Here is a 15,519-nt window from a genome sequence, read left to right as displayed (position 1 = left end):
CCCTTCGCTGGATTCTCCGAATTTCTTAGGGACTAAACGGCAAGAGGGCAATCAAACTCGCAGCGGTGTAAGGGAGCAAGCAGTTGTAAGGCCAAGACCACGCTTCATGGCCGGATAGGCTCTCACCATCGCGGCCGCCATGGCAAGCTCTCGCCGGACCGGTCGTCCGAATTGTTGTTCAATGCGGATCCCCAATGCATCGGCCTCCTCAGATTGCTGCGCAATGGCCTGCCCGAACTCAAATGCCAATTCGGTACTTCCCGTCAATTTACCTGCTAACATGGCGTTGACTTCATCCCGTGATAATCCTTCCGCCAATGCGCCTTGTGCGGCGGTAATGGCACAGGGTCCGCAATCTTCGATCAAAACGGCGCCAATGCGCGTAGCAGATAATAGCTCTGCGCTTGCCTCATACCGGTGATTGCTGGCGGGCATGAAATGCTTGAATTTCTCAAGCATATTGCCGGGCGCACCGGAAATTTCATGCAGATAGGCGCTTTCGTCCGGTGACATTCGGTCAACCGCGGTCAAAAACAAGCGATCGGGTATGCCCGCAGGCACGATCCGTTGGCGAACGAATAGACTGGCTACAGCGATTAACACGAGCACTGGCGGCCCCAATACGCCCGGGGCATCGGCAACAAAAACGGCTGGCGAACAAACCCCGACTGATACTTCATAGATGTGGAGAATGCCATGCAAAGACAGCCATAATCCCCCAGCCAAAGCCGCCATCCAGCGCATATGAATATTGGCAGATGCATAAAGCAATATTATGCCGCAACTTACATAGGCGATGCCAATATCTCGAATAAAATGTTTGTTGGGCGGACCGGTGGTGATGACGGTGGGAATAGCGGTATACCATTCCAGCGGACTAATGATCATGAAAAGACCAAATATCAGCGCGAAGATTCCGACAATTCCGACAACTATTTGCGCCATTCTATCGAGAATGTCGGGTTTTCCAGTTTGCATCACAAATTCCCCAGTCGCTCTTATCATTATTCAGACAATTGATATCCGAAATAAAAATATTGTCAATCAGGCTTCGAAAAATTGTTGCTCCTATGCTATTCGGATATGAGATATCGGAATATGGTAAGCAGACAGGTAGACTATGCAAATTTCTAAAGGCGTTGAATGGGCGGCGCATGCGGCCGCATTACTCAATGGCCTTCCCGCTGGCCGTGGCCTGAAAGCGGAAGCTTTGGCCCGCTATCACGGCGTTCCTGCTCCCTATATGGCTAAGCAGTTGCAGGCGTTGAGTAAGGCAGGCATTACGAAAACCTCACGCGGCGCCCATGGAGGATACCGTCTCGCCAAACCGGCGGATGAGATTTCACTATGGGATATTACCGCCGCGGTTGATGGAAATGGCCCAGCCTTCCGGTGCACTGAAATTCGTCAAAATGGTCCCTGTGGCTTGAAATCCCAAGACTGCAAACGGCCCTGTCAAATCGCCTCTGCTTTCGCGTCTGCGGAGCAAGCGTTCCGAAATAGCTTGGCAGCTGTGTCTTTGGCCGATCTGGCCGGACAGCTTGTCAATGATTCTCAGCCGGAGCATCTTTTGGATATTGTTGGTTGGCTGACTGCAGAGGCCGAACCTCTGAGTGAGAAAAGCATGTAACGAATTATATCGATTGGGCCATTTCTTGGATGGACCGCAAATAATATTTGAAGCGCCAATAATATTTGTTATGATATAACATAACAATAAAATGAGAAAGGTAGCTATGATAAATCCAAGCAATGCCCCGACATCACGGTTCTTACACGACGTTGGATTGCAACCGGGTATGCGGGTCCTTGACATCGGCTGCGCGACTGGTTTGTTAACTCGTGAATTGGCTGGAATGGTTGGGACGAATGGGTCTCTTACTGGGGTCGACAGCAATGAAGAGCGACTTGCGGAGGCCAAGAATCAGCCAGCAGAACCAGAGCAAGCCGACATCAACTACGAAAATGTTGATCTTTCTGAAAACCTTCCGGACTGGGAGCCATTCGACGCCATTACCGGTCGTCGGATATTAATGTACTTACCAGACGCGGTTGAAACAGTACGGCGACTGGTGAACTTCCTTAAGCCGGGTGGGATGATGATCTTTCAGGAACATAGTCCGATGGGCACGCCATTTTCCGCGCATCCTATACCGCAACATGGGCAGGCGCATGATTGGTTGTGGCGTATGATTAAAGCGGAGGGAGGAACGACCACTATGGGCCTTGATCTTCCAAGGGTTTTTGAAAAAACGAAACTGGAAGTTGATCATTATAGAGCCGAAGCGATTATGCTAGGCTCCGCGTCCGGACAGGGAATTGAAGATCTCGCCAATTTCCTGGTGGAACGCGTGGTCGAGGTCGGAGTTGCAGATCGGGAAACGATGCAGCCCGATACACTAGCAGATCGTCTTGCCGAGGAGCGTTTGCAAGCCAGTCCGATTGGCTGGGATATGGCTTATCTCATCAGTGGGACAAGATCGCATTAATCTCTGATAACGTACAAGAATATAAGGGATAAACCCTCTATTCTGCCGCTTCGACTTGTTCCGTCGTCGCTTCAATCTCAGCCGCTTTGTCTTCGACCAGTTTGACAATATGATCGACCATTTCTCCGTCGGCAACATGATGGTCGGTCACCCCGGACAGGTACACCATATGTTTGCCTGCGCCGCCGCCGGTTATACCAATATCAGTCTCGCGCGCTTCGCCGGGTCCGTTAACAACACAGCCGAGGACGGAAAGCGAAAGCGGTGTGCGAATATGCTGGAGACGTTCTTCCAAAGTTTGCACCGTCCGAATAACATCAAAACCCTGCCGCGCACAACTGGGGCAACTCACGACACGGACGCCGCGGGTACGAAGACCCAGCGCCTTCAGCATCTCATAACCGACGCGAACTTCTTCTTCTGGCTCAGCAGACAGGCTGACGCGGATCGTGTCGCCAATGCCAGCCCAAAGTAGATTTCCCATTCCAATCGAACTTTTCACCGTCCCCCCGATCAGGCCGCCCGCTTCGGTAATGCCCAGATGCAGCGGACAGTCCACGGCATCAGCGAGTTGGGAATAAGCAGCAACGGCAAGGAAAACATCGGAGGCTTTAACCGCTACTTTATAGTCATGGAAATCATGATCTTGGAGCAATTTGATATGGTCGAGCGCGCTTTCGACCAAGGCTTCGGGACAAGGCTCACCATATTTTTCGAGCAGGTCCTTTTCAAGACTGCCGGCATTGACGCCGATGCGAATGGCACAGCCATTGGTCTTGGCCGCATCGACCACTTCCTTGACCCGATCAGCATTGCCAATATTGCCGGGATTAATTCGGAGACATGCGGCGCCCGCATCGGCCGCTTCAATGCCGCGTTTATAATGAAAATGAATGTCAGCAACAATTGGCACACGGCTGGCGCGGACAATCTGTTTCAATGCAGAAGTGCTCTCAACATCAGGGCAAGAGACGCGGATTATGTCGACCCCGGCCTCTTCACAGCGACGAATTTGATCAATAGTGGCTTTTGCATCGCTTGTGAGTGTGTTGGTCATCGTTTGAACCGTAATCGGCGCATCGCCGCCGACAGCAACGTCGCCAACCATGATCTGACGGCTTTTGCGGCGCTCAATGTCGCGCCACGGACGCAAAGAAGGATTATCGGCTGTCATGATGGGAACCTGTCACACTATTGTTTGTTTCATGGTATATAACCATTTCCGAACGCTGGTGCGAGGGGCGATTTTCTTTTGGCCACGAAAAACCCTAATATGGAGAAAACGAATATGCCAAATCTTTTGATTACAGGAGCCAATCGGGGGATTGGATTGGAGTTGGCGCGGGAATATGCCGCAGCTGGCTGGCGGGTTATGGGTACGGCTCGGCAGCCAGAAAATGCCGAGCAGCTCCATGCCATTGACAATATAGAGATCCTGCAATTGGATGTTGCCAAGGATGATAGCATCGCGCGTTTTCAGTCTGATCTCGGTGATCAACCTGTTGATCTGTTCATTAATAATGCCGGAATTTTCGGCCCGCAACAATTGGACGGCGATGCTTGGCTGGAATTGATGAACATCAATGTCATAGCGCCGGTGAAACTGGCAAATGGATTGAAGAATAATGTTGCGCGATCAGATCACAAGAAAATGGTTGTTATCTCCAGTCAGGTAGGCAGCATAGCGGAAAATGAAACCGGCGAGATGATGTATTACCGTAGCAGCAAAGCGGCGGTAAACCAGGCTTGGAAAAGCTTGGCTAACCAATGGAAAGACGAACAATTGACATTGACTATGATGCATCCCGGCTGGGTGCAAACCGATATGGGTGGGCCCCATGCCGATCTGACACCGCAACAAAGTGCCAGCGGTATGCGAGCGATTATCGATAGCTTGGATCATGCCCAGACTGGTAGTTTTCATGATTATAGTGGGCGCGAGATCCCTTGGTGAATATCGATTAAAATCAACCACAGACAGGTTGCATGACAATGGTTGCGGGCCTGATAATTGGTGCTAAGCTCGAGCAAAAGGAGCTTTGCCATGCTAAAATCAATCCTCATCGCTTTAGCCGTTGCACTTGCCAGCTTGCCGGCCGCTATCCCGGCCATGGCGCAAACAGATCAGTCTGCGCGTTGGTCCATCGCTATTCACGGTGGTGCTGGGACGATTGAACGCAGTCGCATTACACCTGAAAAAGATAAGGAAATCCGGGCAGCTCTAAATGCCGCGCTGACACGGGGGACGGAAATTTTGAAGGCAGGCGGTAGCGCAATGGATGCCATAACTGCAACCATCATAATGCTAGAAGATGATCCGAATTTCAATGCGGGAAAGGGCGCGGTATTCACTTGGGATAAGACCAATGAACTGGATAGCAGCATCATGGATGGCAGCGATTTATCCGCAGGAGCGGTGGCCGGAGTAACAGCCACAAAAAACCCAATTCTTTTGGCGCGTGCGGTAAAAGATAAAAGTCCGCACGTCATGTTGTCGGGAAATGGCGCTGACCAATTCAGCCGAGAACAGGGGATGGAGCAAGTGACGCCAGATTATTATGCCACCCCACGCCGCCTCCGTCAGATTGAAAATGTGCTATCCAAACAGGTCAGTGCTGCAGATGTTGACTATAAACTTGGAACAGTCGGGGCGGTTGCGATGGATCAAAATGGCAATATGGCGGCGGGAACCAGTACCGGTGGTATGACCGGCAAACGCTGGGGACGTATCGGTGACAGCCCAGTGATCGGGGCCGGCACCTATGCCGATAATCGTAGTTGCGCGATTTCAGCGACAGGGGCGGGCGAATATTTTATCCGCTTAGGCGTAGCGCACGAAATTTGCACGCGGATCAAATTGAAAGAAAAGGACCGTGCTCCATCTCAAGATGGTCAGGAGGGTGAGGGGCCTTTGCAACCAAGCATCGTACAAAAAATTGCCGATGATGTCATTGCGGAACTTGGCGTTTTGGGCGGCACTGGCGGAATTATCTTTGCAACACCTTGGGGGCAAGCTGGCTATAGCTTTAATACGCCGGGTATGTACCGGGGGCGTGCCACCAGCGCCGAAGCGCAAAGCGTCGCCATTTACGGTGACGAGGACTAGATTCCGGCTTCCCCTTACTTAATCAGATGGTTAAACCCGCATAATGACATGGAAACCGGAAATTGAAGAGCTGCACGAGCGGCAAAGACTTGCTGAAAAAATGGGAGGTTCAGAAAAACTGTCCCGCCAGCACGGACGAGGCAAGCTTGATGCCCGGGCGCGGATCGCTGGGATTGTTGACGAAGGGTCTTTTCGGGAAATTGGAAAGATTGCCGGTCGCGGGACCTATAGTGAACAAGCGGAATTTGAAGATTTTTCTCCGAGCAATTTGATTTTCGGCCGCGCTAATATCGAAGGACGTCCGGTCGTTGCTAGCGCGGATGATTTTACCGTTCGCGGTGGTGCTGCGGATGCAGCGTTGCACCGCAAATTCACGCAATGCGAAAAAATGGCTCATACGCTCGGTATCCCGATGATCCGGATGATTGATGGGACAGGCGGCGGCGGTTCCGTCAAAAGCCTTGAAGATATGGGGTTCACCTATGTGCCTGCTGTGCCCGGATGGGAAGATATCATCAAAAATCAGGAAACTGTGCCTGTCGTCGCGCTCGCGCTGGGACCAACTGCCGGTATGGGCGCAGCGCGGACCGTAGCCAGCCATTACTCGATCATGGTTCGCGGACTATCGCAAATTTTTGCCGCAGGTCCTGCTGTCGCAGCAGCCATTGGCGACACATTGACGAAAGAGGAGCTCGGTGGAAGTGAAATCCATGCGCGCAATGGCGTGGTTGATGAAGAAGTTTCCAGCGAAGCTGAGGCTTTTGTTACCGCACGCAAGTTCCTGTCTTATCTTCCCAGCAATATCAATCAGCGCGCAGAGCGGAAAATTTCCGGTGATCCGGTCAACCGACGGGATCAAGATTTGCTATCGGCTGTTCCGCGCGGTGACAAGCAAGTCTACTCTATGCGCAAGATTATGGACTCCGTATTTGATAAATCCTCGGTGTTCGAAATGGGCAAACGGTGGGGGCGAGCAGCGATTACTGCCTTTGCCAGGCTAGATGGATATCCGGTGGCTGTATTGGCCAATGATCCTAGTTTTCTCGGCGGCAGCTGGGATGCCAAATCGTCAGAGAAAGTTGAGCGTTTTGCAAAGCTTGCCGATCAATTCCGTCTTCCAGTCGTGCATTTGGTTGATAATCCTGGTTTCATGATCGGCGAAGATGCGGAACGGACTGGGACCATCCGCTACGGAGTGCAAGCGATGAACGCGGTGTATAAAGCAACCGTGCCTTGGGCTAGCATCATTGTCAGACGGGCTTATGGAATAGCCGGTAGCGCGATGTCCAATGCTGAAAATTTTCAATATCGATTTGCTTGGCCAAGCGGTGATTGGGGATCCTTGCCGATCGCTGGTGGATTGGAAGTGGCCTATAAAGCCGATATTGAAGCGGCGGCCGATCCAGCGGCTCGGCTGGAAGAAATCAAAGCGAAACTCAATCTTGTCACGTCACCGTTTAGAACCGCTGAGCATTTTAGCGTGGAGGACATTATTGATCCGCGCGACACAAGGCCGTTGCTCTGTGAATTTGCCGATCTGGCTTGGCGTAATCTCGAAGCAGAATAGCGCGGAGCCGTAGGCCGTCTACATTCCATGTGATTGACCTGATTAAACTTGTTCCAGTTGCCTGTCTTCTGCCTGCCGTTGCCACATATCAGCATAAAGGCCTTTTTGGGTGAGTAGGGTGCGATGATTTCCGCGTTCCGCAATCCGGCCCTCATGAAGAACGATAATTTCGTCCGCATGCGTTATAGTGGAAAGGCGATGAGCGATAATCAATGTGGTTCGCCGCTCTGAAATTTTGGCCAGCGTGGCTTGAATTTCATCTTCGGTGCGGCTGTCGAGCGCCGATGTGGCTTCGTCCAGGATGAGCACGGGCGGGTTTTTCAACAAGGTCCGCGCAATGGCGACGCGTTGCTTTTCTCCGCCAGATAGTTTTAAGCCGCGCTCGCCAACCTGGGTATCATAGCCATCAGGCAGTTTGGCGATAAACTCATCCAACGCTGCGCCGCGCGCTGCTTCTTCAATATCTGCTTGGGTGGCGCCTTCACGGCCATAGCCGATATTATATCCAATAGTGTCGTTAAACAAAACGCTGTCTTGGGGGACGATGCCAATAGCGCCCCGCAAACTATTCTGAGTGACGGCGGAAATATCTTGTCCATCAATCAATATCCGCCCAGATTGCGGATCATAAAATCGAAAGAGCAATCGCGCGAGTGTGGATTTACCAGCACCGGAAGGTCCAACGATGGCGAGCGTGGCATCAGGAGGGACATCAAAGCTCAGCGTGTGCAATATCGCGCGGTCTTCCTCGTAAGAAAATGCAACATTTTCAAAAGTCACTTGCCCGCCTTCAACATGGATATTTTGCGCATTGGATTTGTCGATAATTTCGGGCTCAGTGTCGATTAGTCGAAACATTGCATCCATATCAACCAGGCCTTGGCGTATTGTGCGATATACCATACCGAGTAGATCCAGAGGGCGAAATAGCTGCATAAGCAAACCATTGACCAGCACCAGATCACCGACCGTCAATTGTCCCTGAGTCCACCCATAAACGCTATAGCTCATTGCCCCGAACATTGTGAAATTAGTGATGATGGACTGGCCAATATTGAGCATGCCGAGTGAGTTTTCCGACTTGACCGCAGCATTGGCCCAATCTTGCATGGCGCGATTATAACGCTGACTTTCGCGCGCTTCGGCTGTGAAATATTTCACTGTCTCATAATTTAGCAATGCGTCGACAGAGCGTCCAATTGCACGGGTATCCATATCGTTCATTTCGGCGCGCAACGCATTACGCCAATCGGTAACTTTACGGGTGAAGATGATGTAAACCGCAACCATTGCCAAAGTCGCTGCAACCAGTCCAAATCCAAATTTTACCTGAAAAATAACCAAGACTGCGATCAGTTCGATCAAAGTTGGTGCGATGTTAAACAGCAGAAAATAAAGCATGATGTCGATGCTTTTTGTACCGCGTTCGATGACTTTGGTTATTTCGCCTGTCCGCCGGCCCAAATGAAAACGCAGCGAGAGTTGGTGCAAATGGCTGAAAACATTGATTGCCAGACGCCGGGCGGCTTCCTGACCGACTTTCTCAAAAACGATATTGCGCATATTGTCGAAAAGCACCTGACCAAAGCGCGCAAGCCCGTAAGCGGCTACGAGCGCGAGCAGCACAGTCAGCGCAGCTTCGCTGCCCGCTGTCATACCATCGACGACCGCCTTGTAGGCAAAAGGCATCGACAAGATTGCTGCCTTTGCGCAAAGGACCAGAAAGCCGGCAATTATGATCCGAATACGCAAAGCAGGTTGGTCCTGCGGCCACAAATAGGGCAGGAAACGCTTCAGCGTCGGGATAATTGGCGGGTCGGCTTGACCCTTTGTACTGTAATCAGGCGGCATGCACCGGATGTAGGGATGCGATCGTCACTTGTCCATGCAAGGCCGCGTGGGGGCTCAGAAACTCCCGCTTATGGTCAACCTATAAATCAATCCAAATTTGCGTTCGCGATTTTCCACAAAATCAATCGGACCATCGCGGCGATCGACAAAAACCGTCCGCACAAAGCGATCGCGCCGATTGAACAAATTTCCTAGATTGGCGTTAACCGTTAGGCCCAGAACATCTTTGTGCTCGATGAAAATCCAAGAAAAGGGAGCAAGCGTATCAAAGTCGGCAATTTGATCGAGGCGGATATTTCCGACATCATCAAAATTCTCGATGCCTGCACCCCAAGCCCAATCGGATTGCGGGATATCGTGGCGTAGACTTATCTCATAACTGTAGCGATCATCTTGCCCAATGCGACGATTCACGCCCGTCAAAGGATCGCGTAAGCTGCTATTTACGGCTTCGGCTTCAATATCTATTTTGGCACCGCGCCATCCCAATGGATCGAGCAAAAGCGAAGAAACCAGTTCGATTCCATATCGGTCGGCACTATCAAGATTGCCTCGGGCTTCGGAGGTGTCGGTAATCGGAACTGTATCTACAATATCACTGATTTTTTCACCAAAAAGCCGAACCGTTGCTGACCCAAACCGGCCTAGTTGCTTGGTTGCCTCCAACTCCGCACGCCATTTTTGGGGCGGGACGAGATCGGGATTGCCGGCATTGACCACGTCATTGGAAACCTCCACTGAGGCAATGAAATCGAAAAAGTCCAGCTGATCTACTTCTCGCGATAATTTGAAACTCAGATCAAGATCATCGGCAGGTTTCCAGGCGAGCGCCACTGAGCCTTTAGGGCGGACGAAGGAACGCCGTAAATCGCTTTGGCTGATTTCGCTATATTCTCCGCCCAAAGTTGCTTGGAGCGTTAGGTTGCTTGCAAGGGGGCGGCCATAGGTTGTTATAAATTCAGCCCTTTTTTCTTCAACGCGGGTATTGCTATTGTCCAGATCCGCTCCGGTGCGATCGGCTTCGGATTCAAGGAAATTATAAGCGCCTTCCAAACTTAGCCCCCAGTCGGTTCCTCCGGCGGTTTTCCAACCATATTCGGCGCGCAATACCGATTCCCCTTCATCAACGGTGCGGTTGAACGCATTGGTCAATGGCGGCGTGATGCCATCGGTGAATGTGCGACTGAAAAAATCCTCCGTGGGGCTATGTTCTAATCTTTGTAATCCGATCAGCTTCAATCGGCCCCCGGCCAAATCAAATTCATAGTCCGCGCTGAATTCTGCATTCCATTCGCGCTCAGACGCGGTAAACAGCTCAACGATATCGGACTCGCCAACTTGGGTACGCTGCGTATCCACGCGCTGCCGAAAATGATTGCGGCCATATTCTGCTGTCGCATTGAACACCGATCCTGCCTCGCTGGTGCGGCTATACGAAGCGTTTATCGTTGGCGAATCTCCCCGCCGCCGAGCAATTTCATCACGCTCAAAAAGCAAGGCGCCGGAACCGTTGGTGATCAGTTCAGGCCCCTGTGCTCCAGCGCGAAAAGCGTCATTTTCGAACGCCAAAGTGAAGTTACCTTTGCCCAACTTGCCGCTAATTGATATTTCTCCAGCAAGCCAGTTATCGCCAGCCCGGCGCCATTGTGGACGCCATTCAAAATTTCCGGAAAGGCCGGCGGAATCATCGGTCCTGGTTATGAGGTTAAGCACCTGCCCGGACAGTCCAGAAATGCTCAGCGTAGCCCCATCAACAATTTCAACGCGGATGACATTGGCAGCCGAAATCCGTCCCAAAACGGTGAACGCATCATTATTCTTGCCGGCAATTCGGGCACCATTGATCAAAACATTTTCATCAGCTTGGCCCAGTCCGCGCGCGCTGTCATCGCCGGTATCTATTATAAAACCAGGTACTTGCTGGACAATATCCAATGCCGTGCGGGGGTTGAAACGGCCAAATTGTGCCGCATCATAAATTTGACGGTTATTCTCGATCCGTGGTTCAAGAGAGAGGTTAGCGGTTTCTTGTGCTTGTGCCCAAGACGGAGACGGAGCAACGCAGAGCCCCAATATAGAACAAGCAACAAATCCTGCCGACGCGGCCTTCATTCTGATCAAGTTATTCCCCTCTAACGCAGTGATGCGAAATATTGTCGTTCTGGTCTTGCTCGTCTGCTATGATTGGTTGGTTTCAGGAGATACTGTCTTTCGACAAACTACGGTTGTAGTCGGATCAACAACTTTCCGGATAATATTTTATCTTCCAGTAAAATATAAGTCACTCTGTTTTAATGTTTGTTTGAAAAGAGAACATAAGCGCCAGCACCATTGGCCAAAGTATAGACACCGTAGAATATTACTGCAGATAACATTCCCATATTAGCAAAGATTAGTGCAGCCGCCAGCATCAGAAATTCCAATATATAGCTGCCATATGGCCCAAGCAATCTGGAAAAACTGCCCCGTGCCTCGGTGATCAGCGGGTGATTACTTTCCATCATTGCTTTATGCATAGCAAAATTTGCGACGCCGCAGACAAAGATGATGAAAATATACATGTAATTCATATAGAGATGTTAGGCGTGATTGTCAGTGACTGTGAGCGATATTTTGCTGAATATGGTTTTGATGTGACAGTAACGGCATGGGGAGAATGAGATGGATTTTAACGGCAAGACAGCAGTTATTACGGGCGGAGCAACTGGTATTGGATTTGCGCTGGCAAAACAAATGGGTCTAGCTGGCGCCCGAGTCATATTATTTGAACCACGTGAAAACCGGCTGCAAGAAGCCGCGGAGATACTGACCGAAATGGCTATTGATGCCAAATATCTTGCCGGTGATGTGGCGCAGCTTGGCGATGTCGAAGCGCTGGCTGATTTTGCTTGGACAGAAAATGGGCGCGCGGACATTTTGGTGAACAATGCTGGCATTGGAGGTGGGCGCGCCTCGGTCATCGATATGGATATGGATGAAGCGCGCCGCCTTTACGAAGTCAATTTCTGGGGCGTCTGGAACGGGATATCAACTTTTGCAAAGCGGTTTCGTGAAGATGGCGGCGCATCGGCTATTTACACAACGGCTTCAGAAAATAGTTTGTTCAATGCCTTGCCCAAAACCGGTGGCGCTTATGTATCTGGAAAGCATGCCCTGTTGGGATTGATGGATGTCCTCCGCCGGGAAGTTCCAGATACGATAAAATTAGGGGTGATTATTCCTGGCTGGGTGAAATCCGAATTGTCGGATTTCCAGGCGGGTGAAGCTATGGACACGGATGATTTTGCAGCGCTGATATTCAAACAGATGCAGGCCGATGAATATTATCTGGTTAGCCACCCCTATAATGTTGTGCGGATGCAGGAGCGTTGGGCAGAGGTTTATGCCGCGTTTGAAAAATACGCGCCGCGTCAGGAAGGCGATGATCAAATGGATGTGCAATTGTGGTTTGAACGGATGCGCGCCGCGCGCGGTAACAGTTAAAGAGCTGAAGCCAACGCCATAATCACGCCTATTCCGACCAGAATGATTCCAGAAAGCTCATGCCCGCTCAACGGTTCTTTCAAGTAAAAGCGTCCGAACCCAAGCGTGTATAAGATCTGGGTCTGGCCGACGATACCGACCAGCGCGACCGGTGCATGGGCGTAAGCTATGAACCAACCTGCAGATGCGGTGGCGGCGAGGATGCCGACTTGGGCGGTTATCCGCCAGCGCTTCAACATTGCAACAAATTGATCTGGTTCGCGCAAGAGCACATAAATACCCTGCATCAGCGCCTGAAAACCAAGCACGGCAGTGAGAACGATCAAGCCAGCATAGGTGCGCTCGACATCGTCAATAGCATTGGCGGATTGTTTGATAAAGATCGCGGTCAGTGCAAAAAGAAACCCGGCGCTTAAACCCGTCAGCGCCGCAGGTTGACTCAAGCCGCGCAGCCATTCCCACAATCCGCGGGCACCCCCATCGACAGATACAGACAAGATACCGAGAAAGGCTATTGCAATGCCTAGCCATGCCAGCGGCGCTAGCGTCTCGCCCAGGATCGACCAACCGAGAAAGGCAACGATAAGTGTTTCGACCTTCATATAGGCGGTACCGCTGACGAGATTGCGAAAGCCAAAGGACATGATGATCAGGTTTGTCGCAAGCATTTGTGCAAAGCCTGCGGCCCATGCGAACCACCAAAAGGATGTGTCTAGAACGGGCAGGGCGCTGCGATCGGTTGCGGCCATATAGCTGGCCAGCATGGCACAAGCGATTGGCCAGCCAAAAAAGAAGCGCGACAGCGCTGCTGCATTGACCGACATTTCCGCACGAATGCGCTGCTGTACCGCCATACGCCAGGCGAGAAACAAAGCAGCCAGCAAGGCGGCGGGTATCCAGATCGGGAAGCTCAAAGAGGCCGCGCGTCTACGGTCTTGGCGAGAAAATCCAGGATCTTCTGCGGCGTGCCGGGATCTTCCGGCGGATCATTGCGGGTTCGATAAGCGAAGGTGAGACCAAAGATGAGCATGATTGCCGGTATTCCAGAGAAGATGAGATTGAAAAACAACGGCACGTCATCAACCAGCCACAAAGCCAGCGAAAACAGGAAGAATAAACCAACAAACCCATTCCAGAACAGGAAGAACGGCATGGCCTTGCCCTGACCGATTGTTCCTTCGATCAAAGTACCGCCTTCATGCTCATGCATTTTCGCCTTTAAAATCGGTTCCGCGCCGACTTTCAGTCCGGGGCGTCGATAGGTTAGAAACATTTTGCGTTCAGTCCCGTTGCCAAAGACATGATAGCCCTTGCGCTTCTTTCGCTTCTTCATCTCCGCTTTCAGCTTTTTGGCGAGCGGAATTGGCTTTATCGGCGAATAGAGTTTTATCTCTTCGTTCATGGAGAACGGCGATCAAACCCCTTCCAGCAATCCTTCTTTCTTGATTTTCTCTTGCCAAACCAAAGGCGCGAGATGATGGACGCTTTGACCCTCGGCATCGACAGCGACCGTAACGGGCATGTCCTGTACCTCAAATTCGTAAATCGCTTCCATGCCGAGATCTTCAAAACCGACGACTTTGGAACCTTTGATCGCGCGGCTGACCAGATAGGCGCTGCCGCCTACGGCCATCAAATAGGCGCTTTTATGTTTCTTGATCGAACCGACGGTATCGAGGCCGCGTTCCGCTTTGCCAACCATTGCCAGAAGGCCCTGTTCCAGCATCATATCGGTGAACTTATCCATCCGCGTCGCGGTAGTGGGCCCCGCGGGACCGACTACTTCTTCGCCGACCGGATCCACTGGGCCGACATAATAGATGACGCGGCCTTTAAATTCGACAGGGAGCTCTTCACCCTTGTCGAGCATATCCTTAATCCGTTTATGCGCTGCATCGCGGCCGGTGAGCATCTTGCCATTGAGCAGCAAGCGGTCGCCATGTTTCCAGCTGGCCACCTCCGCTTCATCAAGTTGATCGAGTTGAACGCGCTTTGCTTCTGACGATGGCGTCCAGTTGACGTTCGGCCATTCATCAAGCTTCGGTGCTTCGAGATAGGCTGGGCCGCTGCCATCCAGCGTGAAATGCGCGTGGCGGGTCGCTGCACAATTGGGGATCATCGCCACCGGTTTGCCCGCAGCATGGCAGGGCCAGTCGTTAATCTTAACATCGAGAATGGTCGAAAGTCCACCCAAACCCTGCGCACCAATGCCGAGCGCGTTGACCTTATCGAAAATGGTGATGCGCAGTTCTTCAATATCATTGCGGGGACCACGTCGCTTGAGTTGCCCCATATCAATCGGATCCATAAGCGATTGCTTGGCCAGCAACACCGCGCGTTCTGCGGTCCCGCCGATGCCGATGCCCAGCATGCCCGGCGGACACCAGCCTGCACCCATTTGAGGAACCATGTCGAGCACCCAGTCGACAATATTATCGCTGGGGTTCATCATTTTAAATTTGGATTTATTCTCGGATCCGCCGCCTTTGGCAGCAACGTCGACGCTCACCTTGTCTCCCGGAACCATTTCGACATGGAGCACCGATGGCGTATTATCTTTGGTGTTGCGGCGGGTGAAAGCAGGATCGGTCAGGATCGAGGCGCGCAGCTTATTTTCCGGATGGAGATAGGCGCGGCGTACACCTTCGTCGACAATTTCCTGCATCGATTGTGATGTTTCATCAAGTCGGCAATCCATGCCCCATTTAACGAAGACATTTACGATACCGGTATCCTGGCAAATCGGCCGGTGGCCTTCGGCGCACATCCGTGAATTTGTAAGAATTTGCGCAATAGCATCCTTGGCTGCTGGTGACTTTTCAGCCTCATAGGCCTCGCCCAATGCCCGGATATAATCCATTGGATGATAGTAAGAGATAAATTGCAAGGCGTCGGCAACGCTTTCAATCAAGTCGGCTGTTTTAATCGTGACGGTCATCGGGACTCCGGGATATATCTAAGGATGCGATCCTCGGGCCTTTTGGCGGATATGATGAACGTCGGCAAGTTTTGTGTCGATTGAA

General features: G+C 51.5%; 14 protein-coding genes. 6 read left to right on the top strand and 8 right to left on the bottom strand.

Annotated features, from left to right (window positions below):
- Positions 1–51 precede the first annotated feature (51 nt).
- Positions 52–978 (bottom strand): hypothetical protein, encoded by a 927-nt coding sequence (locus ABJU74_RS15420; protein ID WP_348385275.1) that lies wholly within the window; start codon positions 976–978, stop codon positions 52–54.
- 142 nt (positions 979–1,120) lie between these two features.
- Here ABJU74_RS15420 and ABJU74_RS15415 point away from each other — a divergent pair, with 142 nt between their 5' ends.
- Entirely contained in the window at positions 1,121–1,630 is a 510-nt protein-coding gene (locus ABJU74_RS15415; protein WP_348385276.1) for an Rrf2 family transcriptional regulator, read from the top strand.
- 106 nt (positions 1,631–1,736) lie between these two features.
- Positions 1,737–2,489: a class I SAM-dependent methyltransferase gene (locus ABJU74_RS15410; protein WP_348385277.1), complete on the top strand. Its 753-nt coding sequence runs from the start codon at positions 1,737–1,739 to the stop codon at positions 2,487–2,489.
- A 37-nt stretch (positions 2,490–2,526) separates the two neighbouring features.
- Here the strand turns inward: ABJU74_RS15410 and ispG are convergent, their stop codons facing one another.
- Positions 2,527–3,663, bottom strand: coding sequence for a flavodoxin-dependent (E)-4-hydroxy-3-methylbut-2-enyl-diphosphate synthase (gene ispG / locus ABJU74_RS15405; RefSeq protein ID WP_348385278.1), 1,137 nt, complete (start codon positions 3,661–3,663; stop codon positions 2,527–2,529).
- A 114-nt stretch (positions 3,664–3,777) separates the two neighbouring features.
- Between ispG and ABJU74_RS15400 the strand changes: the two genes are divergently transcribed.
- The 3 genes from ABJU74_RS15400 to ABJU74_RS15390 all read left to right on the top strand — a co-directional run bounded on the left by ABJU74_RS15400 (position 3,778) and on the right by ABJU74_RS15390 (position 7,162).
- Complete coding sequence (locus ABJU74_RS15400) at positions 3,778–4,443, top strand: SDR family oxidoreductase (RefSeq protein WP_348385279.1); 666 nt, start codon at positions 3,778–3,780, stop codon at positions 4,441–4,443.
- 90 nt (positions 4,444–4,533) lie between these two features.
- Entirely contained in the window at positions 4,534–5,595 is a 1,062-nt protein-coding gene (locus ABJU74_RS15395; RefSeq protein ID WP_348385280.1) for an isoaspartyl peptidase/L-asparaginase, read from the top strand.
- A gap of 43 nt (positions 5,596–5,638) precedes the next feature.
- On the top strand, positions 5,639–7,162 hold the full coding sequence (locus ABJU74_RS15390) for a carboxyl transferase domain-containing protein (protein WP_348385281.1): 1,524 nt from the start codon (positions 5,639–5,641) through the stop codon (positions 7,160–7,162).
- 42 nt (positions 7,163–7,204) lie between these two features.
- Here ABJU74_RS15390 and ABJU74_RS15385 read toward each other — a convergent pair whose 3' ends face one another.
- The 3 genes from ABJU74_RS15385 to ABJU74_RS15375 form a co-directional block, all read right to left on the bottom strand.
- The gene (locus ABJU74_RS15385; protein ID WP_348385282.1) at positions 7,205–9,013 is read right to left on the bottom strand and encodes an ABC transporter ATP-binding protein/permease; all 1,809 of its coding nucleotides are present in this window, start codon (positions 9,011–9,013) and stop codon (positions 7,205–7,207) included.
- 54 nt (positions 9,014–9,067) lie between these two features.
- Complete coding sequence (locus ABJU74_RS15380) at positions 9,068–11,125, bottom strand: TonB-dependent receptor (protein ID WP_348385612.1); 2,058 nt, start codon at positions 11,123–11,125, stop codon at positions 9,068–9,070.
- A gap of 179 nt (positions 11,126–11,304) precedes the next feature.
- A complete protein-coding gene (locus ABJU74_RS15375; protein ID WP_348385283.1) occupies positions 11,305–11,517 on the bottom strand; it encodes a hypothetical protein in 213 nt (70 codons plus the stop codon).
- A gap of 157 nt (positions 11,518–11,674) precedes the next feature.
- On the opposite strand from ABJU74_RS15375, the gene ABJU74_RS15370 reads away from it, so the two are divergent.
- Positions 11,675–12,496: an SDR family NAD(P)-dependent oxidoreductase gene (locus ABJU74_RS15370; protein WP_348385284.1), complete on the top strand. Its 822-nt coding sequence runs from the start codon at positions 11,675–11,677 to the stop codon at positions 12,494–12,496.
- Here the strand turns inward: ABJU74_RS15370 and ABJU74_RS15365 are convergent.
- Genes ABJU74_RS15365 through ABJU74_RS15355 form a run of 3 tightly spaced genes read right to left on the bottom strand, consistent with a single transcriptional unit; the run spans position 12,493 to position 15,434 of the window.
- Positions 12,493–13,410: a DMT family transporter gene (locus tag ABJU74_RS15365; protein WP_348385285.1), complete on the bottom strand. Its 918-nt coding sequence runs from the start codon at positions 13,408–13,410 to the stop codon at positions 12,493–12,495. The genes ABJU74_RS15370 and ABJU74_RS15365 overlap by 4 nt on opposite strands.
- Positions 13,407–13,898, bottom strand: a complete 492-nt coding sequence (locus tag ABJU74_RS15360; protein ID WP_348385286.1) for a hypothetical protein — start codon at positions 13,896–13,898, stop codon at positions 13,407–13,409. Before ABJU74_RS15360 ends, ABJU74_RS15365 begins: the two co-directional genes overlap by 4 nt.
- A gap of 12 nt (positions 13,899–13,910) precedes the next feature.
- A complete protein-coding gene (locus ABJU74_RS15355; protein WP_348385287.1) occupies positions 13,911–15,434 on the bottom strand; it encodes a fumarate hydratase in 1,524 nt (507 codons plus the stop codon).
- Positions 15,435–15,519 lie beyond the last annotated feature (85 nt).

Source organism: Parasphingorhabdus sp. (assembly GCF_039982415.1).
Taxonomy (GTDB): Bacteria; Pseudomonadota; Alphaproteobacteria; order Sphingomonadales; family Sphingomonadaceae; genus Parasphingorhabdus.
Note: the sequence above shows the minus strand (reverse complement) of the source record. Positions and strands in the feature narration are given on the sequence as shown.

Excerpts from the sequence above, each read along its gene's own strand:
- ABJU74_RS15420 (WP_348385275.1), bottom strand. The coding sequence starts at position 978 with ATGCAAACTGGAAAACCCGACATTCTCGATAGAATGGCGCAAATAGTT.
- ABJU74_RS15415 (WP_348385276.1), top strand. The coding sequence starts at position 1,121 with ATGCAAATTTCTAAAGGCGTTGAATGGGCGGCGCATGCGGCCGCATTA.
- ABJU74_RS15410 (WP_348385277.1), top strand. The coding sequence starts at position 1,737 with ATGATAAATCCAAGCAATGCCCCGACATCACGGTTCTTACACGACGTT.
- ispG (WP_348385278.1), bottom strand. The coding sequence starts at position 3,663 with ATGACAGCCGATAATCCTTCTTTGCGTCCGTGGCGCGACATTGAGCGC.
- ABJU74_RS15400 (WP_348385279.1), top strand. The coding sequence starts at position 3,778 with ATGCCAAATCTTTTGATTACAGGAGCCAATCGGGGGATTGGATTGGAG.
- ABJU74_RS15395 (WP_348385280.1), top strand. The coding sequence starts at position 4,534 with ATGCTAAAATCAATCCTCATCGCTTTAGCCGTTGCACTTGCCAGCTTG.
- ABJU74_RS15390 (WP_348385281.1), top strand. The coding sequence starts at position 5,639 with ATGACATGGAAACCGGAAATTGAAGAGCTGCACGAGCGGCAAAGACTT.
- ABJU74_RS15385 (WP_348385282.1), bottom strand. The coding sequence starts at position 9,013 with ATGCCGCCTGATTACAGTACAAAGGGTCAAGCCGACCCGCCAATTATC.
- ABJU74_RS15380 (WP_348385612.1), bottom strand. The coding sequence starts at position 11,125 with ATGAAGGCCGCGTCGGCAGGATTTGTTGCTTGTTCTATATTGGGGCTC.
- ABJU74_RS15375 (WP_348385283.1), bottom strand. The coding sequence starts at position 11,517 with ATGATGGAAAGTAATCACCCGCTGATCACCGAGGCACGGGGCAGTTTT.
- ABJU74_RS15370 (WP_348385284.1), top strand. The coding sequence starts at position 11,675 with ATGGATTTTAACGGCAAGACAGCAGTTATTACGGGCGGAGCAACTGGT.
- ABJU74_RS15360 (WP_348385286.1), bottom strand. The coding sequence starts at position 13,898 with ATGAACGAAGAGATAAAACTCTATTCGCCGATAAAGCCAATTCCGCTC.
- ABJU74_RS15355 (WP_348385287.1), bottom strand. The coding sequence starts at position 15,434 with ATGACCGTCACGATTAAAACAGCCGACTTGATTGAAAGCGTTGCCGAC.